This is a genomic window from Chryseobacterium sp. KCF3-3, assembly GCF_045865955.1.
In the GTDB taxonomy this organism is placed as follows: domain Bacteria; phylum Bacteroidota; class Bacteroidia; order Flavobacteriales; family Weeksellaceae; genus Chryseobacterium.
In genome coordinates, this window is the sequence record NZ_AP035792.1 from 5409014 (window position 1) to 5432018 (window position 23005).

At 34.7% G+C, this 23005-nt stretch carries 17 protein-coding genes; 2 read left to right on the top strand and 15 right to left on the bottom strand.

The features are described from left to right. The first annotated feature begins 34 nt into the window (after positions 1-34). Positions 35-1051 carry a helix-turn-helix domain-containing protein gene (locus tag ACKTTZ_RS24105; protein WP_407846808.1) on the top strand — a complete coding sequence of 339 codons (1017 nt, stop codon included), beginning with the start codon at positions 35-37 and terminating at the stop codon, positions 1049-1051. A gap of 88 nt (positions 1052-1139) precedes the next feature. Continuing rightward, positions 1140-1682, top strand: coding sequence for a DUF3575 domain-containing protein (locus ACKTTZ_RS24110; RefSeq protein WP_253317998.1), 543 nt, complete (start codon positions 1140-1142; stop codon positions 1680-1682). A 321-nt stretch (positions 1683-2003) separates the two neighbouring features. Here ACKTTZ_RS24110 and ACKTTZ_RS24115 read toward each other — a convergent pair whose 3' ends face one another. The 15 genes from ACKTTZ_RS24115 to ACKTTZ_RS24185 form a co-directional block, all read right to left on the bottom strand. Further along, positions 2004-2648 carry a response regulator transcription factor gene (locus tag ACKTTZ_RS24115; RefSeq protein WP_034699561.1) on the bottom strand — a complete coding sequence of 215 codons (645 nt, stop codon included), beginning with the start codon at positions 2646-2648 and terminating at the stop codon, positions 2004-2006. Further along, the gene (locus ACKTTZ_RS24120) at positions 2648-3382 is read right to left on the bottom strand and encodes a HAMP domain-containing sensor histidine kinase (protein ID WP_034699559.1); all 735 of its coding nucleotides are present in this window, start codon (positions 3380-3382) and stop codon (positions 2648-2650) included. Before ACKTTZ_RS24120 ends, ACKTTZ_RS24115 begins: the two co-directional genes overlap by 1 nt. 649 nt (positions 3383-4031) lie before the next feature. Beyond that, a complete protein-coding gene (locus ACKTTZ_RS24125; protein ID WP_034699557.1) occupies positions 4032-5465 on the bottom strand; it encodes a hypothetical protein in 1434 nt (477 codons plus the stop codon). Between the two features lie 10 nt (positions 5466-5475). After that, positions 5476-8280 (bottom strand): hypothetical protein, encoded by a 2805-nt coding sequence (locus ACKTTZ_RS24130; RefSeq protein WP_407846809.1) that lies wholly within the window; start codon positions 8278-8280, stop codon positions 5476-5478. A 9-nt stretch (positions 8281-8289) separates the two neighbouring features. Continuing rightward, on the bottom strand, positions 8290-9090 hold the full coding sequence (locus ACKTTZ_RS24135; protein ID WP_253317994.1) for an Fn3-like domain-containing protein: 801 nt from the start codon (positions 9088-9090) through the stop codon (positions 8290-8292). Positions 9091-9170: 80 nt separating this feature from the next. Next, the gene (locus tag ACKTTZ_RS24140; protein WP_034699552.1) at positions 9171-9716 is read right to left on the bottom strand and encodes a hypothetical protein; all 546 of its coding nucleotides are present in this window, start codon (positions 9714-9716) and stop codon (positions 9171-9173) included. Positions 9717-9940: 224 nt separating this feature from the next. Then, complete coding sequence (locus ACKTTZ_RS24145) at positions 9941-10486, bottom strand: peptidoglycan-binding protein LysM (RefSeq protein ID WP_123280015.1); 546 nt, start codon at positions 10484-10486, stop codon at positions 9941-9943. Positions 10487-11192: 706 nt separating this feature from the next. Then, the gene (locus ACKTTZ_RS24150; RefSeq protein ID WP_123280015.1) at positions 11193-11738 is read right to left on the bottom strand and encodes a peptidoglycan-binding protein LysM; all 546 of its coding nucleotides are present in this window, start codon (positions 11736-11738) and stop codon (positions 11193-11195) included. A 702-nt stretch (positions 11739-12440) separates the two neighbouring features. Next, positions 12441-12986: a peptidoglycan-binding protein LysM gene (locus tag ACKTTZ_RS24155; protein WP_407846810.1), complete on the bottom strand. Its 546-nt coding sequence runs from the start codon at positions 12984-12986 to the stop codon at positions 12441-12443. 335 nt (positions 12987-13321) lie between these two features. Then, a complete protein-coding gene (locus ACKTTZ_RS24160; protein WP_407846811.1) occupies positions 13322-13867 on the bottom strand; it encodes a peptidoglycan-binding protein LysM in 546 nt (181 codons plus the stop codon). A 193-nt stretch (positions 13868-14060) separates the two neighbouring features. Further along, the gene (locus ACKTTZ_RS24165) at positions 14061-14603 is read right to left on the bottom strand and encodes a peptidoglycan-binding protein LysM (RefSeq protein ID WP_253316725.1); all 543 of its coding nucleotides are present in this window, start codon (positions 14601-14603) and stop codon (positions 14061-14063) included. 166 nt (positions 14604-14769) lie between these two features. After that, a complete protein-coding gene (locus ACKTTZ_RS24170) occupies positions 14770-15189 on the bottom strand; it encodes a hypothetical protein (protein WP_407846812.1) in 420 nt (139 codons plus the stop codon). 425 nt (positions 15190-15614) lie between these two features. Next, positions 15615-16037: a hypothetical protein gene (locus tag ACKTTZ_RS24175; protein ID WP_034699544.1), complete on the bottom strand. Its 423-nt coding sequence runs from the start codon at positions 16035-16037 to the stop codon at positions 15615-15617. Beyond that, on the bottom strand, positions 16034-19525 hold the full coding sequence (locus ACKTTZ_RS24180; protein WP_407846813.1) for a DUF6443 domain-containing protein: 3492 nt from the start codon (positions 19523-19525) through the stop codon (positions 16034-16036). Before ACKTTZ_RS24180 ends, ACKTTZ_RS24175 begins: the two co-directional genes overlap by 4 nt. A gap of 5 nt (positions 19526-19530) precedes the next feature. Next, positions 19531-22998: a hypothetical protein gene (locus tag ACKTTZ_RS24185; RefSeq protein ID WP_253316727.1), complete on the bottom strand. Its 3468-nt coding sequence runs from the start codon at positions 22996-22998 to the stop codon at positions 19531-19533. Between the last annotated feature and the right edge of the window lie 7 nt (positions 22999-23005).

Consider the following 23005-nt stretch of genomic DNA (forward strand, 5'->3'; position numbering starts at 1 on the left):
AGCCTATTTACTATTTGCACTTTCCTTTGTTTTATTGAATTACGTTTTTGAAATTGAAGGGGCATTTAAATCCTATCCTTTGCTATGTTTTCTGGATTATATTGAATGGATATTTTTACTACCCGTTTTCATCTTCCTTTTCATCATCAACCGAATTGATGATACTGTAAAGAACAGACAAAGAGCTTATTTGTATTACATTCCGTTTATCTATTCCTCTACTTTTACCATTATCTACCATCTTAATGATATTTTAGGAATTTATAAAATCACAGATTCTGGTATTTTCATTAACAATATACTTAGATTGATTCAGCTTTTATTTGCCTTTATCATTATCCTGTTTCCTCCTTTTTATTCTTATTTTATGATAAGGCATTTAAAAGATCCACAAGAAAAAAAATGGGTAATTACCTTATTAACGACTCTCTATTTATTATTATCTACCTGGCTAATTACATATATGGCTGGCTTCTTTTTTGGAATAGACATTTCCTCTACCATGAGTGCCCTGGCTTTATCGGCAACATTTATCACGCACTGGACAGCCTATATAGGCATTTACAAATACAAGCTTGCCAAAAACAAAGATGCCATCTACAATTTTCTAAACAACGATTTGGTTATTATACATCCCAATCTGCAAATTGCAGAAAACAGTATAACGCCAGAAAATAGCATTGCAGAAGAATACAGAGAATCTATAACGGCTGACAATCTTTATTTTCAAAAACTTGAGCTGCTTTGCAAAGAGCAGCAGATTTTTACCGATAGTACATTAAACAGAGAAAAAGTTGCTGAAAAACTAGGCATAAGTGCTGGATATGTTTCCCAAATTGTAAACACGATAACTGGAGACAACTTTGCCCACTACATCAATCAATATCGGGTGGAAGCTGTCAAGGAAATGATATCAGATCCGGAATACGAAAACTATACTTTGTTGACGATGGGATTGGAATCCGGGTTTACTTCAAAAACAACTTTTTATAAAGCCTTTAAAAAAGTGACCGGTCAAACACCCAATGAATATAAAAATACCATCAAATAAGTACCATTTTCTCCATTTTTAAGCTTTTGAAACCCTTTCTAATTTGAATTACCTGAGTTTTGCACTTAAATAATTCAAATTAATTTTTATGAAAAAAACATTTTTATTACTCATCTTTTTATTTGCTTGTCATTCTGTTGAAGCTCAAAACAACGAAACTAATGGAGATCCATATCAGAAAAAAAATGAAATTAAACTGAATCTAATTTCTCCTTTAATGGGTGCTTTTGAAGTAGGTTATGAAAGGCTTCTCAACAAAAATTCATCACTGGGAATCTCTGCATTTAAAGTATATGACCATTCAGCAAATGATGATATGAATTATTATATTTCTCCCTATTACAGATATTATTTTGGAAAGAAATATGCTTCCGGTTTTTTTGTCGAAGGATTTGGAATGTTTACTTCCATTGATGGAAAAAAAATCTACGCAGCAGACAACATAACATTCACTGAGGGTAAAGATGTATATGATCTGGCATTAGGTGCTGGTTTTGGATGGAAACTGGTTACCAGGAAAGGATTTGTTTTCGAAGCCAACGCAGCTTATGGAAAACTTGTTTTCAATGCAGATAAAACAGACCACGATCAGGTTATAAAGCTTGGACTGGGTATAGGCTACCGATTTTAAAATCAAATGCACCTAAAAAAGTGTTTGAAGATATACTCGAAGGTCACAAATAGCCCAAAAGCGCCACTTTGATACAAGTGACGCTTTTTTATTCTTGATTCCAATAGACAGATATTTAGGGAGTAGAAATTACAGGTTTTCTTACTGCAAGATATTCCGGTGTTTTTATAGGACGAAGAAGGTCTATCTCAAAACACTCATCAACGACTCCGATAAACTCCAATTTCAGATACCAATTGCTACATGATCATGTTTATCTGACCGTAACTCTGTACAAAGGAGCAGAGCTTGGATCACAATCAGATTTTTGTGATAGAATATTTACTGATTATACAACCTGAGAATCTCTACCAATTCGGGTATGGATCGTATTTTCAGCTTCTCAAACAACCTGATTTTGTATGTACTGATCGTTGATGAATGGAGATTCAGCTGATTAGAAATTTCTTTGAGGGGAAGACCTTCAGCAAGCTTATTGGCAATTTGCAATTCGCGGTCTGATAGAGCTTCAAAGGGAGAATTTTTTACAGAGCCGTTTAATGATTCTAAAAGAATCGCTTCTTTTATATTCTCACTTACATATCGCCCTTTATTAAGCATCGCCGTTAAAGCAGTTTCAATTACTTCAGTGGAGCTTAGCTTGCTTAGATAGCCACCAGCACCCATTTTCAGATAACGCATTCCATACAATTCTTCATCCTGAGAAGAAAATATCAGAGTTTTTAATGCAGGTTGATGAATTTTTATGTAATCTATTGCTTCCTGAACACTACCATTAGGCATATTAACGTCCATAATGGCCAGATCAAATTCTTCTTTCAGAATTAAATTGTACAGTGATTTATAATCCTCTACTTCTGAAATGATGGCATCGGGTCTGAATCGTTTAATTGTCTGTATCAAACCCATTCGGACGATACCATGATCGTCTGCTACAACAATGCGAATGTTTACTTTTAAACCCATTATTCTATAATTTTACGTAAAAAAAGAGAAACCGTGGTGCCTTTATTTTCAGCGGAAATGATTTGGATGTTTCCATTAAGCAAGGATATAAAATTTTTTACAATTTTCAAACTTAATCCCACTCCTTTCTCGCCTGCAGTTCCCAGAAATATAGGATTACCATAAGTGTAGATCCCAGGTAAATACTTTTCATTTATTCCTGTTCCGGAATCAATTATAGAAAGTACAATCTGATCACCTTCTGTAATTTCCTGTAAATAAATATCTTGACCCGGCAATGAGTATTTTACCGCATTGTCGAAAATTTTGTCGAAAACATATTCGAGCAACATGCGATCGCTTGTGAGAAATGCATTTTGATCTCCTTTAAAATAAAAGTTAATGTTTTTTTCTTTTAACCGAGCAGCGTATTTTTCTTCCAAATAGTGGAACAGATCCATCACCATGATTTTAACGGGTTTAATCTTAAATTCCCCGTATTGTGTTTTTAGCCAGGCAACGCTGTCCTGAATAGTTTGCAGATTCTTCTGGGCATCCCGTTTTACCTGCGGCAACAATTTAAAAAAATCTTCCTCACTTAGAGTATTTTGCTCAAGCTCTTCTGTAAGCCACACAAAGGTCCCAAACAGTTCTTTTGAGTCATGAGACAAAATCGAGATCAATCCGTTCTTGAAATTGATTTCGTTTTCCAGTCTTTCAATTTTTAATTGGAGTTCGTTGATAAAATCATTCATAAATTAAGTATCACGGTTTTAGAAGCTGTTTGAATTATTTTTTTTGAAAGAAGGCAGAAAGAGTTATATTGCTTCAATGCAACTAAAAACACCATAGTTCAGGCCTTCCTTCCAGAAGGTAGCAAGTTAAAAAAAATATCATATTAGTAAAAAGAAAAATCAAATGGGATTTACCTGAAATAATACAGGTCCTGTTTTATTTCACAAAAACGGCTGTGTCAGATTCCAGGAGAATTTTGACTCTGGCAGACTGTTTACCGGAATTATAGAAAATAGAGAAAAGGTGAAATATAGAACAGTATCAACAGATTACTGATTGCAAACAGCAGAATGATGCAAGATAAAAAATGGCAGCCTGAAGTGGCACTCATTGATAACGCGGCTACCAAAATACATCTACAGTTATTGAAAATATAGGGGTTTGATGAAGGGAAAATCATCAAAGTAAGAAAACGTATCTATGGCGATACTTCAGAAAATCTTTTGGAAAGTTTTGTATTTTCCACCTATTGCATGATGAAACCACAGTCATAAAATGCTGTAACAAAATACAATCAGAAAACGAATTACTGTAACGTATACAGCTTATTTATGCCGATGGAAGAATTTTCCATCAGCAAATAAGAGTATTCATTTTCAAAAAGTATTATTAAATTGCCGTAAAGCTATAATAAACATTGATAGAGTAAGTGGTATTTTCCTTTCCTACCAAACTTTGGGCACCTGCAGGTGATATGGTGTATTTTACGTTCAATCCACGGTCCAAAACCGGTGCTCCGTTAAAGAGTATTTTTTGAGGAGTTTTGGATAAGGGAACATTTACAGAGCTCCCATCTATGCCAATTTGTAAAATATTTGAATTGATGTTGGTCTGTAAACCACCTTTCTTAAAATAATTTTCGTCCGATTTTACATAGAGCTCAAAATTTTCATTATTGGACAACATGATTTGGTTGGGAATCATTTGTGACTGACCGTCGGTGTAATGGGCAGCGGTATTAAAATTGAAGTTTACATTGCGTCCGGAACTGGGGATGGTGATCTCCGACAGAGGAAGCACCTTTAACTGAACAGACGTATTTTGCAAACTGTTAATGGAGTTATCTGTGCTACTGGCATTGAAGTTCAAATCAAACGTATAAGTTCCGGCTTCAAAAAAGAAGTTTTTAAAATCTTCCGCAGACACATAAAGTTGCGGAATGAAGTTATTTCTGTTTCCTGCTACAACACTGAAATTAGCAGGAGAAAAATTCTGAAAATCGGAAGATAAGGCTTTGGTTGTGAGTGAAGATCCGTTACTACCCAATTTAATGCTTGCTATATTTCTGTTTCCCGGAACCCCTTTAGAGGACGTGAACTGAATGTTTGTGGCAGCAGCTTTCGCCCAGAAATTAAAATCAACTGTATTGGCTATTTCCGTACTCCCCAAATCCCACACCTTTGTGCTTGTACTGCGGTAGTCATTCAATGAAGAGATTTCTATGTATTTTGTTAAAGAGTTTGCGACCCATTTTATAGCTGAAGGAATGACTAAAATTGTTTTAAAATTACGTGGTGTGAAGTCATTATAATTCTGAGTTATATCCATGGAGTAATTCCCGGCCCGGAAAGCATTGGCACTGAATTGTGAGGCAGGAATTTTAAATGTAAAATTGATATTTCCCCGGTTGAATCCTCCCCCCAGACTGATGGATGGCGGTTCAAACCATCTTATAGCGCTTGTGCTGAACGACTGAAAACCTGGCAAATAACCTGAAAATCCGGTAGAAGGCATCTGCCCGCCCATACTTTCCAACTGCCACAGAAGCGCGGAACCTGGTAAAGTAAGTGAGGAAGAAGAATGAGTAAAATTTGGCCCGGAAACAGAGGTAAATGTAGGAGCGGTGGGGAGTAATCCCAAAAAGGCATAGTCCCAGTTTGTTCTGTTGGCGTTCGTCATTACCCTTGTAGGTACTGAGGTAAATTCGCTCCTGTTAAAAATATTATTTTCAGGAACCGACAGGTAAACATCCTGAGCTTTCGTGGCTGTATACCCGCACAACACGGTAAAAATTCCTATTAGAAAAGACCTCATCTTTTTCATACTTTTAAATTTAAAACTTTTTCACCTTAATGGTGGTGTCTTTCTTTTTATATTCAAAAACCACTGTTTTTGAGTACCCTTCTTTTGTTACCTGAATAGTTTGGGTGGGTTGTGTATAGCTATATTTGTCATTTTCAATATAAAGGGTGTATTTTCCATCTTTCAGGAAAAACTCAAACTCATTTTTTTGGTTAACCACGGCAGTATAGATCATACCCTCTTCACTTTTTGCATATACCACTATTCCGGTTACATCCGTTTCCAAAACATCGTAGGCTTGTCTGATCTCTGTTAATTTCCCACTTACCCTGATGTTTTTTACCAAGCCTACTTTACGGTTAATATTGGCATGCACCATAATGACAGGATCCATCATCAATCGGGCACCTGCACTTTCGTTCATTTTCAGTGTGTAAGTACCTTCAGGCACATTCTGAAAAACGACTTTTCCATTCTTATCTGTTATCGCTACATAATTGTCCAGTTTTACAACTTCATTAGCAAGTACCGATTCACCAGATTCCAGAAGTCCATTAAAATTTTTATCTTCAAAGAACTGGAAAGCCACTTTATAATTTCCGAGAGCTGTTGCTGTGGTAAAATATTTTTTAATCCCCACTCTGAACTGATAATAACTTCCACTGGTTGCATAATCAGCCGTAGATTTATAACCGGAAAGATTAAAATACCCTGTGGTGGACCAGGAAGGCGAAATCTTATATTCCAGATTACCGGTGATATTGCTGTTTAAATTTTTATAAAGTTCCGAATAGAAGGTCCCTGCTGAAAAAGATCCAGTCAGATTATGATTAAACATCTGGAAATTATAGGAAGCATAAACATTATAGTTGGCGAAATTACGGTTTACATTATAATAAGAATTTAAATCAAAGACACTGATTGCATTCCATTGGGCTGTTCCGTTGAGAGAGAATGATTTATATCTGTAAGATAAAGTCGTTTTCAAACTATTGAACCATTCCGGATTATCATTCTCTTTTGAATAAGAATATTCCGCCGTCAGGTTCAATCCGTGAGCACCTAATGTAGTACTGATATTGGCTTCCAACCGGTAAGAAAAAAGCTCCTGCGATGTGTAAAAATTAGCTGTTTTTTGTTTTTCAACCTTTGGATAAAGCAGGAAATTCAACTTCTTTAAAGAAAACTGATACCCTAGTCCCAAAGCTTCTGTACTGTTGAAATAATAACGCAAATTAGAGGTATTCCCAGGTTGGATAGGTTCACTTTGGAAACTCAGGAACTCTGGTTCTACCTGCGAATTCTGATATTGGATAAAAGCGCGCTGAGCAGCAGAAAATTGGCGGCCGATCCTCTGATTTGAGAAGAAAGATCCCCGTTTGATCCCTGCATAACTTTTGGTGGCAAAGGAATTGAAAGATTGTATATCCCATTTCCCTATTTTTCCATCGTAATTAGCTCCCATTGAAGCTCCTGTGTTTTCGTCTTTATTCGAAAGACCTTTTTCGTTGCTCAGGCCCAACTCCGTGCGGATGATGTGTTTTTCATTAATTAACAATGATGTTACTGCGTTCGCTACCTGTGTATCTACGTTAAAGCGCGGATCATGGTCGAATATATAGGATACTTTTCCATTGAAAGATTTAGTATTTCCAAAAGCATATTTTGCACCCGCCATGGTAGATCCTTCTGTTTGCTGGAAATAAGTACCGTACAGATTATAATTACTTTCCAGCGCAAGAACTTCAATCTGATTATTGTCACCAAATTTTGTAGAAACTTTCCCACCTCTTCCGAAAACCGGGTAGTCGTAATCGCTGCTATTAACATTTCCCAGGCGTAAAACCGTATTTTTTCTCTCCAGTTCCAGCCAGGTATCATACACGTTATAAAGGCCATCTTCAAAATAGTAATCTGCACCGATATTGAAGCGTGATTTTAAATTCTCAGTCACCCGGAATGCTGTGTTTCCCCTCAATTGAAGAAAATTGAAACCTGAACTGTTTTCATTATAACTCATCTCCGCAAAGTTACTTCCGCTCACCCCTTCGTTTCCACGGGCAATTTGTCTGTTGTGCGATAAAATAACCAGGTAAAGTGTGTTGCTTCCCACAATTTTATTATCAAGCAGATCTGTGACGATGGCATTAATATTAAATTCCGGATAAAGTGTATTCTGTTTTCTGACTGCAATTTTGATCTCAACGGTTTGTTTTTCTAAACCTTCCAGAGATAAGGTTTGCTGTTTGGGCAAAATTTCCAGACCATCAGGAATTGACTGCAAATCAATCTTAACGGTGCGTTTACTATAACCCTGGTTTTCTACAGTCAGCAGAATTGAGGATTGGGGCAAAGCAGGGTTAATGAAATTTTCGTAGGTCGCCGTATAAATCGCGATGTTTTTGTTCTCGCCTTTAGCGACGAAGAACGAAGCGCTTTCAGTTCTGGTGACCGTTGGAGTGGCGTACGAAACCTGAAATTGAATCTTATTGGATCTCAGTTTCATAAAATCCACGTTGGCGATCAGTTTCACAGGAAGATTTTTAGACTGACCAGCGCCTAAAGTAAAGTCATTTTTAGGATAGAAAAGTAATCCCGGATATTGTTCCTGAGGGATGATATTCTGAATCGTAACCTCTTCAGAACTTTTATTCTCAATAACCAGGAAATTAGTAAAAGTAGAACCCTTCTCAACAGTTACACTGTCATTTTCAAAATGGATTTGTATATCCTTTTTTTCCTGTGCAAAGGCCCACGAAAAGTTCAGAAGAACAAATACAAAAAATAAGATTGTTCTTCTTAGTACTGATACTGATATTCCATTCTGTGGTTTCAAAGCTTAATTTTAAAATTTAAAGTTTTTTTCTCCTACACGTAAATCATTGGATTCTGCCATCTTGACGATAACCACACCAAGGAAGTTCCCTGAAATGTTTTCAGGTAAAGAAAACTGAACAACCTGATTGGTATCCGGAAACATGGAGATAGAAATTGCTGGTAATTTTATTTCCTTACCACTGTCTGTATTGGTAAGTTCAAACTCAACGGTAGCATCATTGATGGTATTTCCATCATTATGGATGCTTACTGCGACTTTTCTATTCGCAGCATTCTCACTGCTCACTTCTGAAATATTGGTGATATCCAAACTTTTCACATGGTTTCCCGGTGGAGTGTAAAAGATGTGAAGTCCCACCTCAAATAAAGTGATAATACCAATACCATTCTGAATACGCGCCTTATCTGCCTGCTGAGGAAGTTGTGTAAAAAACAGCATGCTGTTTGTAACGGCAGACTGTGATGCATTTGCCGGAATCTGCATGGTTACTACAATCTCCTTTGTACTTTTCGCAGGAACTGTTACAGTGTTTTCTAAGGTAGATACCCAAGAGGCATTGGAAGTTTTTGAACTGCCTGCTTCAAGATAAACCTTATTTCCGTCTTCTTCTCTAGCCCAATCTTTATAGTTGAGATTAAAAACATAATCTTTATCCGAGCTGTTTTGAAGCGTGACGGTCTTTGTTACTTTTTCTCCCGGATTACCTGTAAAAAACAAGCGTGTAGGCGACATAGAGATACTTTGTGCCAGAAGTGAAGAAGACCCTGTAAGGATAAAGAAAATGAAAAGGTGAATAAACTTGTGCATGGTGTAAATAGTTTAATAATAAAGATTCTCAAAACTACTGAAAACGTAGCAAAATAAGCCTTTACAAACTAAAAATTTTATTATAAAGCAGTCGCGGTATAAGTTACTGTTTGCGTATAAGTTCCCGCTGGTTTACCTAAAATATCAGAAGATGATGATTTTGCTGCTGGGATGATGTAGTCCAAATTCAGTGTTAAGGCACTTCCAAGTGGGGCATTTGCAACCAAAGTTTTTTCTCCTGCAGATAAAACCACATCGTTTTTTGTTCCGCCCATCGTTCCGGCAGCTGTTGCTGCTTTGATTGTCAAAACATCTACAGGAATTGAATTTAAACCATTGACGAAATTTGGACCTCCTGCTTTTACTTTAACATTAAAATTCTTTGTGGAAGTAACTTTCAAAGAGTTGGCTTTAGTAATGGTCTGATCAGAGTTATAGTCTGCTGCTGTAACATAGTTAAAGGCAACTGTCCCACCAATTGCAGTACTTCCTGCGTCGATAGAGATTACATCGTTCAGGGTAATATTTACAGCTGTGGTAGCTGTAGTATTTTGAGCTTGAACCTTATTGCTTCCTAATATGATCGCTCCAAAAGTTAAGGCTGTGATTACGATTTGTTTTTTCATGATGATAATATTTTATTGTTATTTTTTACTTAATTGTTATCTTTTGTATACTGCAAATTTATAGTGATGCTAAAAGTTTCTTTGTAATGGAAAACGGAAGTTCGTGTAGTAAAATCACTACAGGGTTTATTCATATGATAAATAGAAAAACCCTCAATACTTTTCAGGTATTGAGGGCATGTATATTGATGTGTTTTTTTATTATAAAATTGATGTGTTTTTTATTATAAAGCAGTTGCTGTATAAGTTACTGTTTGCGTATAAGTTCCCGCTGGTTTACCTAAAATATCAGAAGATGATGATTTTGCTGCTGGAATAGTGTAATCCAGATTCAGTGTTAATGCACTTCCAAGAGGAGCATTGGTAACTAAATTCTGATCTGTTGCAGATAAAACTACAGTATTTTTTGTTCCACCCATTGTTCCGGCAGCTGTTGCAGCTTTAATTGTCAAAACATTGACAGGGATTAAGTTCGTTCCGTTCATGAAATTAGCACCTCCGGCTTTTACTTTAACATTAAAGTTCTTCGTGGAAGTAACTTTCAAAGAGTTGGCTTTAGTAATGGTCTGATCAGAGTTGTAGTCTGCTGCAGTAACATAATTAAAATCAACCGTATTACCAATGGCAGTACTTCCTGCATCGATGGAGATTACATCGTTCAGAGTAATGTTTACCGTGGTGGTTGCTGTAGTATTTTGAGCTTGAACATTGTTAGTTCCAAATATGATCGCTCCAAAAGTTAAGGCTGTGATTACGATTTGTTTTTTCATGATGATAATATTTTATTGTTATTTTTTACTTAATTGTTATCTTTTGTATATTGCAAATTTATAGTAGTGCTAAAAGTTTCCTTGTAGTGGAAAAAGGAAGTTCACGTAGTAAAATCACTACAGGGTTTATGAGTTTGACTTAAATAGAAAAGAGACTGTCCAAAAACGACAGTCTTTTTTATGCAACCCATTACTGTCCGATAAAAAGTATAAATACATTGAAAATATTAATATTTACGCTATGAATTAACAGGTCGCTCCTCCGGAGCTCTAATTTTAAAACAAAAACGTTCTATTAACAGTCAGCTCCCATTGGAGCTGAATTTGATCCCATCGGGATCTACTGTTAGTAGAAAAATGAAATCCCAATAAAATAAAGCTCCGGAGGAGCGACCTGTTAATTCTATTTAAATTTTATCGAACAAGAATGGTTTTTATATAAAGTATCAGATCTAAGGTTGATTCAAGACATTTATATGCCCCTCAAAATCTCTTAAATTCTATTTCTTTATAACAACAAGAGGCTGCCAAACTTTTTGGACAGTCTCGTATATTAATTGCTGTTATTTATATTATAAAGCTGTCGTACTATAAATTACCAGTTTTTAAATTTTATCTATATCCGTACATTACATACAAAATCAAAGGCCTCCTGAGGAAGCCTTCGAAACACCAAATCACAAAATATTAATATGAAAAAATTAATTTATAAAGCTGTTGCGGTATACGTTACGGTTTGCGTATAAGTTCCCGCTGGTTTACCTAAAATATCAGAAGATGATGATTTTGCTGCTGGAATAGTGTAATCCAGATTCAGTGTTAATGCACTTCCAAGAGGAGCATTGGTAACTAAATTCTGATCTGTTGCAGATAAAACTACAGTATTTTTTGTTCCACCCATTGTTCCGGCAGCTGTTGCAGCTTTAATTGTCAAAACATTGACAGGGATTAAGTTCGTTCCGTTCATGAAATTAGCACCTCCGGCTTTTACTTTAACATTAAAGTTCTTCGTGGAAGTAACTTTCAAAGAGTTGGCTTTAGTAATGGTCTGATCAGAGTTGTAGTCTGCTGCAGTAACATAATTAAAATCAACCGTATTACCAATGGCAGTACTTCCTGCATCGATGGAGATTACATCGTTCAGAGTAATGTTTACCGTGGTGGTTGCTGTAGTATTTTGAGCTTGAACATTGTTAGTTCCAAATATGATCGCTCCAAAAGTTAAGGCTGTGATTACGATTTGTTTTTTCATGATGATAATATTTTATTGTTATTTTTTACTTAATTGTTATCTTTTGTATACTGCAAATTTATAGTAGTGCTAAAAGTTTCCTTGTAGTGGAAAAAGGAAGTTCACGTAGTAAAATCACTACAGGGTTTATGAGTTTGACTTAAATAGAAAAGAGACTGTCCAAAAACGACAGTCTTTTTTATGCAACCCATTACTGTCCGATAAAAAGTATAAATACATTGAAAATATTAATATTTACGCTATGAATTAACAGGTCGCTCCTCCGGAGCTCTAATTTTAAAACAAATACGTTCTATTAACAGTCAGCTCCCATCGGAGCTAAATTTGATCCCATCGGGATCTACTGTTAGTAGAAAAATGAAATCCATAAATAAAGCTCCGGAGGAGCGACCTGTTAATTCTATTTAAATTTTATCGAACAAGAATGGTTTTTATATAAAGTATCAGATCTAAGGTTGATTCAAGACATTTATATGACCCTCAAAATCTCTTAAATTCTATTTCTTTATAACAACAAGAGGCTGCCAAACTTTTTGGACAGTCTCGTATATTAATTGCTGTTATTTATATTATAAAGCTGTCGTACTATAAATTACCAGTTTTTAAATTTTATCTATATCCGTACATTACATACAAAATCAAAGGCCTCCTGAGGAAGCCTTCGAAACACCAAATCACAAAATATTAATATGAAAAATTAATTTATAAAGCAGTTGCGGTATAAGTTACTGTTTGAGTATAAGTTCCCGCTGGTTTACCTAAAATATCAGAAGATGAAGATTTTGCTGCTGGAATAGTGTAATCCAGATTCAGTGTTAATGCACTTCCAAGAGGAGCATTGGTTACTAAATTCTGATCTGTTGCAGATAAAACTACAGTATTTTTTGTTCCACCCATTGTTCCGGCAGCTGTAGCTGCTTTGATTGTCAAAACATTGACCGGGATTAAGTTCGTTCCATTCATGAAATTGGCACCTCCTGCTTTTACTTTAACATTAAAGTTCTTTGTGGAAGTAACTTTCAAAGAGTTGGCTTTAGTAATGGTCTGATCAGAGTTGTAATCTGCTGCAGTAGCATAGTTAAAATCTACTGTATTACCAATGGCAGTACTTCCTGCATCAATGGAGATGACATCGTTCAGAGTAATGTTTACCGTTGTGGTTGCGGTTGTATTTTGAGCCTGAACATTATTAGTTCCTAAGATGATGGCTCCAAAAGTTAAGGCTGTGATTACGATTTGTTTTGTCATGGCTGTAATATTTTATTGTTATTTTTTATTTAATTGTTATCTTTTGTATACTGCAAATTTATAGTGGTGCTAAAAGTTTCTTTGTAGTGGAAAAAGGAAGTTCACGTAGTAAAATCACTACAGGATTACTCATTGGTTTTAAATAGAAAAGCCTTCAATACTTAGAAAGTGTTGAGGCCGTATATAAATTGCTGTTATTTCTATTATAAAGCTGTCGTAATATAAATTACCGGATTTTGAATTTTATCTATATCGGTACAATACATAAAAATCAAAGGCCTCCTGAGGAAGCCTTCGAAACACCAAATCACAAAATATTAATATGAAAAATTAATTTATAAAGCAGTTGCGGTATAAGTTACTGTTTGAGTATAAGTTCCCGCTGGTTTACCTAAAATATCAGACGATGATGATTTTGCTGCTGGAATAGTGTAATCCAGATTCAATGTTAATGCACTTCCAAGAGGAGCATTTGTAACTAAATTCTGATCTGTTGCAGATAAAACTACAGTATTTTTTGTTCCACCCATTGTTCCGGCAGCTGTAGCAGCTTTAATTGTCAAAACATTGACAGGGATTAAGTTCGTTCCGTTCATAAAATTAGCACCTCCTGCTTTTACTTTAACATTAAAGTTTTTTGTGGAAGTAACTTTCAAAGAGTTGGCTTTAGTAACGGTCTGATCAGAGTTGTAGTCTGCTGCAGTAACATAGTTAAAATCAACAGTATTACCAATGGCAGTACTTCCTGCGTCGATGGAGATTACATCGTTCAGGGTTATGTTTACCGTAGTGGTTGCAGTTGTATTTTGAGCTTGAACATTGCTAGTTCCAAATATGATGGCTCCAAAAGTTAAGGCTGTGATTACGATTTGTTTTGTCATGGCTGTAATATTTTATTGTTATTTTTTACTTAATTGTTATCTTTTGTATACTGCAAATTTATAGTGGTGCTAAAAGTTTCTTTGTAGTGGAAAAAGGAAGTTCACGTAGTAAAATCACTACACAGACTTAAATAGAAAAGCCCTCAATACTTCGACAGTACTGAGGGCTTTTCTATTTAAAATTGTTATTTACTTACAATGCAGTGGCAGTATAAGTTATTTTTTGTGTGTAAGTTCCCTGTGGTTTTCCCAGAAGAACCTTGGATGCATTTTCCGCTGAAATGGAATAGGCAATATTCAAAGACTGTTTCGTACCTAAACTTGCATTGCTCACCAGCACCTGATCAGCTGTAGATAAAGTGACCTCATTCAGGGTTCCCACCAAACTTCCGCCCGGTATTGCTTTTACCTGCAATATATCTACAGGAATTAGGTTTGCACCACTTACAAAGTGTGTACCCTCAGATTTTACTTTTACATCAAAGTTTTTAGAGGAAATAATGACTAAACTGTTGGGAACGGTTACATTTTTTGATGAATTATAGTCTTTTGTGCTCCCATAATTAAAATCTACGGCACCTTCTGAAGCAACAGAGCTAATGTCCATTGCTATAACGTCCGATAAAATAATATTTACTGATGTACTCACCTGCTCTGAATTTTGTGCCATAACCTGGTTGGTTCCTAAGGTGATTGCTCCCAGAGACAGCGCAATGATAAAGATTTGCTTTTTCATGATTAATAAATTTAGTGAGGTGTAATAATATTGTTATTCGGAATTCATTATAAATTTAATAACATTATATGACATTACCAAAGTTTTTTCATCATTGATTGAATATTACCACCATATAGTTCGCAGGTATTCAATCCAATAGCGTTAATTTTTATTCCAATCTTAGTTAATTATTAATAAGTATAGCTTTTCTTATTTTATGCCTTAATTCTTGACTAAATTTTTTATTATTTTGAGTTGTACTCAAAAGCTGTATCATATTACTGTTCAAACATTCCATTTTAATAATAAAATATAAACACACATTTAACCAGTAACCTTGGTGGTGATCAATAATATCTTTCAAGATGAGTTCTATAGGAAAAATATCGGGAAGTAATATATTATTTTTATTAATGAGCATTGTTAACTGTTGACTCGCCGTTTCTATATTTTCAAAAATTATATAAAAAGGATAACCATAGAAATTATTCATATCAATATTTGTGGCTTTACCTTCGTAAACTATTTTCCAACAATTACCGCAAAAATAACATTCATAATTAATCTCTGATATATATATATTATTCTTATCTCCATATTGCATGATTAACTTTTAGACCTGTTTTCTGATTTGATTATCCCATGTATGTTCAGAATTTTCATCTGTAATTATTGTGTCTCCTTGTCTTCTCAACATTCCTCCCACATAATTCTCTTTTTTATTTAATGAAAGACCTAACGTTTGGTGGGGGAAGCTGCGGCTTCTATACCTTCCATTTCTACTGCATTTGTATTTCCTCCAGAAATATGCCTAGCAGCAGACTTCCACTTCAAAGTTATAGACTTCTACTTTTTCATCCAAGAAATTAATAGATTCCAACAAAGAAATAACATAAAAATGGCGCCACTTTACAACAAGTGACGCCATTTTTTTATTTTACTTTGATAAGAAATTAATTTATTATATACCTACCACAATGCCTGATTGTATAAAAAATAATAAGATCAAACAAAGAACCTAGTTATAAATTACCATTGACTAGGATAAATTTTATAATACTTCAATATTTTATTCTTTTCAGAATCAACGAGTTTAAAATAAACCCCTTTATTTCCAGATCTCCAAAATTCTAGTCTATCATCTGCAAATAAGGTATCTTTTTTAGTAATAAATGCAAATACATAATAACTATCATCAGGAATAATAATTTGATGTTTAGTTACAATCTTTTGCTTAATATCCTCTAGCTTAAGGCTTAGCTTTTCATTTCGAAGATAAACCCGTTTTATATCATTGCTATCCGAAAAAAAATATTTTAAATCGGAAGCTATCACATATTTACTATTATTAACAGTGTTTTTAGAATATATTAATACTATTTTTTGATTATTGCAAGATGTAATAATTGTTACTAATAATGCCAGTATTATGGAATATTTAATCTTGATCATGGTTTTGGTTCTGTTGGTGGTTTAATTTTTGTAGAAGTTACACTTTCTACTGGATAAGGTATTATACCATAGTTTGTTCGTTTATCTTCGTTTAATTTTTGATTCATTTGATTCCCCAAATTTACGGTATTGTATTCTTCTTCTTCATCTATAAACCCAATATTTCGTTTATCTGGTGTCCATATTGATTTTTCAGCCTTTCCTTCATATTTATTTTGATTTCGTTCTCTATATTTACTTGGATTTGAAAAATGATTAAATCCATGCAGTATTTCATGTCCTAATCTTGAAGATGGACTATTATAGCCTACATTTCCTTCTTCCAAAGTTGATTTGGTGCCATCTTTCCTAAATCTGATACCTTCTAATGGATTAAATTTCACAGATTTACTATTAGGATCATATTCATTTTTTTTTCCATTCTCTGTCTGTTCTGAAATTGTAAAAGTATTTTTCTTGTCATTGATCATAAAATCCATAACATTAACTGTTGTAGCATCTTTTCCTTCTCCAATAGTTATATTAAGAGCTTCCTGAGAATATAAGTAATCTAACGCCTTATAGACATTTCGATCAAATTCATTTTCAATTTTAGCATAATCTCTATCCTTTTGATAGGAATAAATATTATTACCAAACCTAATATCTCTACCATCAGGATCGATAAATAAAATTGGATTATTGACAGCATAGTTATATGGGCTATGTCTTCTATGCTTTTCCAACAAAGGATCAACAGCACCCCATCTTCCAAGATCTGACATATAAAACCTAGCACCATAATCGTACATTCCAGTCTCCTGCAGTTCCTTCCCGTTATATTTATAATTTTTATAACCTCCCAATAATCCTTTATTGGTTCCAATATGATTCATTCCAAATGCATAATAATTATTGGTATCGGTTATTTCAAGAGTCCCTGCGCTACTTTTAGCAAAACTTACTCTGCTATTTCCAAGATGATCCTTATACTGATAAATATAGCGGTTTTCTGTGAAACTGTAAAAACCTTCCGCCGTAGAAACAAAGTCTAGTATCCACAGAGGTTTAATCGGCTTTATGGCATTCACTTCATTTTCATTTTTAAAAGCTGCCTCTTCGTATGCGACACTTGTTCTGCACCAAAGACAAATTGTAGTTTCTGAAAAGCCATATTGAAAACCATCTAAATAATCCGTTATATTCGTCGTAATTGTTGTACTTCCTCTTCCTCCTCCGCTTGTATAGGTTTTACGGATTTTTTTACCATCGGCTTTATAAAGATAATCTAATCCAAAATTATTAATTTCTCCTATAGAATTGGTCTGAGTAATTGAAAAGTTATCCGGTAAGTTAAGATAATTATAAGTTATACCATGGATCCCTTTATCAAGCATAGTATTCATATTTCCGTTCGAATCATAGTCAATCATATTATTTCCTCCTTCATAGCCCGTGTCATTCATTGCTGATTCAATTACTTTATCCAAACGGTTTCCTGTATATTGATAGCTAAGATCATCCACCTGTACAAAAGTAGTCCCTTGTGATACGGGAGCTGCATTTCTTTTTAAGGTGTTTATATTACCATTGAGATCATAGCTGAGATACTCATCAAAATAACCTGTATTCCCTGTAGACGGTTCTTTATAGAAAGCATTTCTTAACCTGTTCACTGCATCATATTCATAATTATAACGTTTCAGAAGATTTTCCGATCCGTTGTTCCAATCAATTTCAGCAATATTACCATTGAATTTTCCTATGCTCTGAGAATTTACAGGATTTTGATACTTTATTTCATATCCAAACAACTTTCCGTTCAGATTCGCAGGATCATTGATTTTTGTCAACCAACCTCTGATGTTATACTTATAATCAATTTGCTGAAGCGGAGCCCCAGCAGCAATTCCACCCACTTTTTTTGATTCCAACTGGGAAATTTCGTTATAGGTATTTTGAGCCAGATATTCTACGGGATTACTGTCAACCTGATGTTTGTGTACCACAAGCCTGTTCTGATTATCATATTCAAAGTTTTCTGTGATAATTCTTTCGGTATCTGTTTCTAATCTCTTATGTCTGGTAATGGTCTGTTTGGGGAGTCCTGCAAAATCAAGTTTTGATTCTGTTCTGGTGTAGCCTCCAAGATGGTTAATAGAGTGCTTTCCAATTACTCGTCCCTTAGTATCATAATACGTGTAATTCTTAGTCCAGTTATCATCTTCAATATTCTTTACAAAACTCATAACAGGAAACCCTTTGGTACTTCTTCCGTCTGCAGTAAGGGTTTCGGTAAGTACGGGTTCTCCCAAAACAGATAAAACAGATGGATTGAAGCTATATTGGGGATATGAATCATAATAATTTACAGATAATAAAGTAACCCATTTAGACGCATGAGGATAGGTAATATCAGGATCGTAAAAAACATCCATTCCCTGCCTGTTAAAAACAGCTGAGCTATTCCTCAACATATTTCCAGAACCATCAGCTAATATTTGCTCTGCGTTCCGGTCTCCTCCAGTAGCAATTCCAGTAATAACAACTCTTCCAAACTTATCATACTGGGTATATAGCCATTGTCCTTTTTTATTTAATTCGGCATCCTGAGTTCCTACAATTCTGTCTTGCTTGTCATATATTATCAATTCCTTGCCTTTACCAGGAAGCTTTTTTTCTACCACCCTTCCTCTTCCATCATATTTATACTGATAGCAAAGAGTATTCAAAACCGTATCCGGAACCGGTACTCCAGGGCTTAAGCTTTTAATAAGATCTGCTGCTTTAGGAGATAAAACATATGCCAATTGATCATAGTTATTATAAACATAGTAAGTGTCTGTACTGTCAGTTGCATTCAGCATCTTTCTTACCAACACAACCTGACCCTTACCATTTTTAAATTCGATGGTTTTATTTCCATCTTCATCCGTTACTGTACTCTTATACAATTGATTGGCTGTATAAGGAGTAGAAACCGTAATGAGTGTTTCAAAAGTACTGTAATTGAAAACCGCATTATATTTCTTCACTTCGCCATCTTCATTTGCATTGTATTCAAATTTCACAGGCTTTGTGCTCCATGCTGCTCCCACTTGCTTTTGTTCGAAAATCCTATCCAGAGGTGAATTTTCTAAGTTTTTGTGTGCAAAAGGAGTATTATCTCCATAATAAGTTTGGGCTGCACCCCCTGCTCCTGATTGAATTCCGCCGTTTAATGTATTCATGGGCGCGGGAAGCCAGGTATCAACCTGTCTTCCAAATCCATCATATGGTATCGTTGTTACCAGATCTTTTCCTGTGGGAGTTGCTTTTATATTGACAATTTGTTTAGGCCTGCCCAGTCCATCAAAATACTGAACAGTTTCCGACGTTTTGGTAGGCTGGTTATTGGCATCATAATCAAGATATGTTTTACTGTAAGTATAGTTTTCTGTTGTGCTTAATTGGGCTTGTACAAAACCTGATATCATCAAAGCACCGATTGGAATTATGAGTTTCTTCAACGGTATTAGTTTTTATAGTTGTATTTCATTTCTTTTAACACTTTCCCATCCATATCAATGACTTTTTCAAGTCTGCCGGCTGTATCATAAATATAGCGTTCTCGGATACCTGATGGCGGAGTAATGCTTCTTACCCCAACCAGTGGATCATAAGTGTAAGTAGTAATATTATAGTTTAATAATCTGAAATAAGTACGGAAAACATCTAATTTAGTAACGAGCTGATTTTCCGCCTCCTCTGGCTGCAGATTATAAAATGTAGGATTAGCGTCTTTTTCAGAAGCTGTAAAAATATCTGCAAGTTGAGCCGGAGCACTTCCTTCAAGCTGTTCATAGGTAATACCTTCTACTTTAGCAATAGGATATAACTTATTATATCCCCAAACTAAAGAAACCGGAATCCCACTTTTTGTAGTATACTGCAGGAGATTCCCTTTATCATCATACTTATCGTATTTAACTTCAGTATCCCAGCTGCCAGCTTTGATATCATACGACTGAGCAGAAGTCGGAAGATAGTTGTCCTGACTATCATATTTGGTTTGTGTAAAGCTTAGAGTTTTATTATCCGAAGTAACCTTTGTAGATAATGGAATACCAGTCATGTTCTTATTAATCAGACGGTTGTTTCCCCAATCATTGGCATAATCATAATCTGTATAGATAATTTGGCTGTCAGAGGTTGTTAGCTTACTTGTATCCAGATTTCCAGAAGCATTGTACGTTAATTCTGTTTTTGTTACTAAAGCCGAGGTTCCTAAAAATGTAGTTTCAATAGTAGATTTAAGTCTTCTTTTACCTGTAATAAGAGGGCTCACTAAAAACTTATATTTAGTGACTGGCAAAGGATTTTGATAAGTGTCGCCAGTATAGGATAATCCAATTACAGGACAACCTGAGTTAAACTGATAAGGATAAAAATTATTACTTGGGTCATAAAGTCCTGTCGATGTTTTAACAATCCCAAATGACGGGTATACACCATAGGTATTGGGTAAATTATCATAGTTATTTATTTTTGAAGAGAGTTTATTTAGATTCTGATCAAAAACTTCAATCAATGTGTTCTCTCCATTGGAAGGAACATCTACTTTCGGCATACCTTTTAAGTAAGTTCCTTGTATGTTGGTAAAATAGTATTTCGTATAACCTTTAGGTGTTCCGTCAATAACATTGATATCTTTCTCTATAACCTCACTATAACCAAAAGATTTATTTCCACCTAATCCAAAATCACTGGAGTTGATTGAAATATCATTAAAAATTGAAATAGACTCACTCGGACATCCCCCAGTAGTTCCTGAAGGCAGAGATTTAGATGTTGCACCGCTTATAAGATTTATAGGACTAAATGCATAAATTAATTTTCCACCATTATAAGTATATTCTTTATGGGATAATAATTTACTATTTTCATAATTCTTTAATGATTTTATCCTTAAACCGCTTCCATAAGATATAGAAGTATCAATATCTGTATTATCAAAATATGAGATACTACTTGATACAATCGCTCTATGGGTTCCATCTGTACTTCGGTAATTGATACCATTCTCAACATATACATAATATTCGGTAGTTGGATCTGTATCATCAAGTACTGTTATTTCCTCACTCCAGGTGAGCTGATGTGTTTGTTCAAAAACACTTCCCGGAACATCCACCTTCCATTCTTTTATAACTGTCTCAACCTGTTGTCCATTAACCATCTTTTTTTTACGAAATTGTATTTTACATTTTGTCATCTCATTCCAGTCACCATAATGAACTTCCGGATAATTTGGCCCCATATAGCCGTCATATATGGTATTATAAAACTTTATTGTTTTATTGGGAAGTTTGAAGGAAGAACCTTTAACAAAAATAGCCCCATTTGGCTCTGCTCCTCGATGATTAACAGTTTGACCTTTATTACCATTTTGCAATTGAGTAGCAGTTGGTATAAACTGATTGGTAAATGTATTGGATTCATACTCGAACTCAGTACGTCCACCCGTGGGGTAAAATATTTTCTTAAGTATATTTGTTGCCACAGAGTTCACATTTGTATATCTCATGCTCCCCAAATAAGAACTGGGTGTTAATCCATAGTTTTTATAAGGAGCTGTTTTGAAATAATCAAAATACGATAAATCAGGAAGAAGATTATCACTTCCCACACCATTACTATATCCGTAAAAATCTGAACTTTTCATCTTATCAGGCATTATATTGGTAGTATCATATTCAAAAGTATATGGAGGAATAGATGTCGGGACAGAATTACCCATTTGATCATAGTTCACCTCTTGAATAGAATTTAATTTTAACCTTTTATTCTTATACCCTTCTTCCAACGTATTATTAATGGAATTAATTGGAAAATAATTTTGATTAAATACAAAACTTTTAATTTTCTTATTACTGTATTTTGACAGAATATCAACAGAACTTAATTTCTTAATTGGGGTCGCAGTAAAATGGGGTCGAATATCTTCCCTGTTATCCAAATTAAATTGTATTTTAGTATCCTCTGTTTCTATACCTATCAATGTTTTTTTTTCATTAATTACAGCATTCGAGCTGCTGCTTAAAGCAGGACTCATTGTAAAATTTGTTAGATGAACAACTTGTGTAGGATACTGCTGATAGGTACTCTCATCCTGATATTTGAATGTAACAACTTTACCACTTACAAGTTCAATTCTGCTAACTTTAAAAGTATATGACAAATCAATGGTACTGGTCTGATCAGTTTTCGATGTTTCAACAGCATAAAAATAAAATTTGTCTCCTTTGTTGGTAGTCGCTATCCAACCTTCAGTATTCCTGGAGAATTTTACATCATCATTATTTTCTAAAAATAAGATTTCATTGTTGTTCTCCGGGTTGTAAAAAAACCTTCCGGAATATCCATAAAAATTGTATGAAAAAATATCCGGCTGTCCCTTTTTACTCTTTAAACTGGTTATAATATCATAAGAATCATCTGTTGCTGGCTGAGCTCCTCCAGAAAGAAGACCTACATTATAATCATTGGCACCATATTGAAGTCTATACATTGGACTTTCCGATTGAACAGTGGGAAAGTTATTTTTAAAAATACTATAGCCCAATGTGCTGGCAAAACCATCTCCTCCTGTTACAAAGTCTTCGCTACCTCTAATCTCCTGTATAATAGTTCCTTCAGGCAAAAAATTCCATCCCAGGCCTACCCATGTAGCTTCATCAGCAACTTTAATACCTGAGGTATGATAACTTACAGCTAATGGAATTTCAATATTATCTATTTTAAGAGTATAAAGAGGTATTGAAACTTCTGCTGTTCCAGTATAATGACCTACAGGAATATCTCCAAACCTGCCTAATAATGCCACTTCAGGAGATGTAGGAACATTTTTCACACTTGGGTCATACTGGTTGACTGTAGTTTGCCCTGAAGCATTATTTAATGTAGCTAATAATAAAATTATAGCTATTGTAGTTTTCTTCATGAAAATA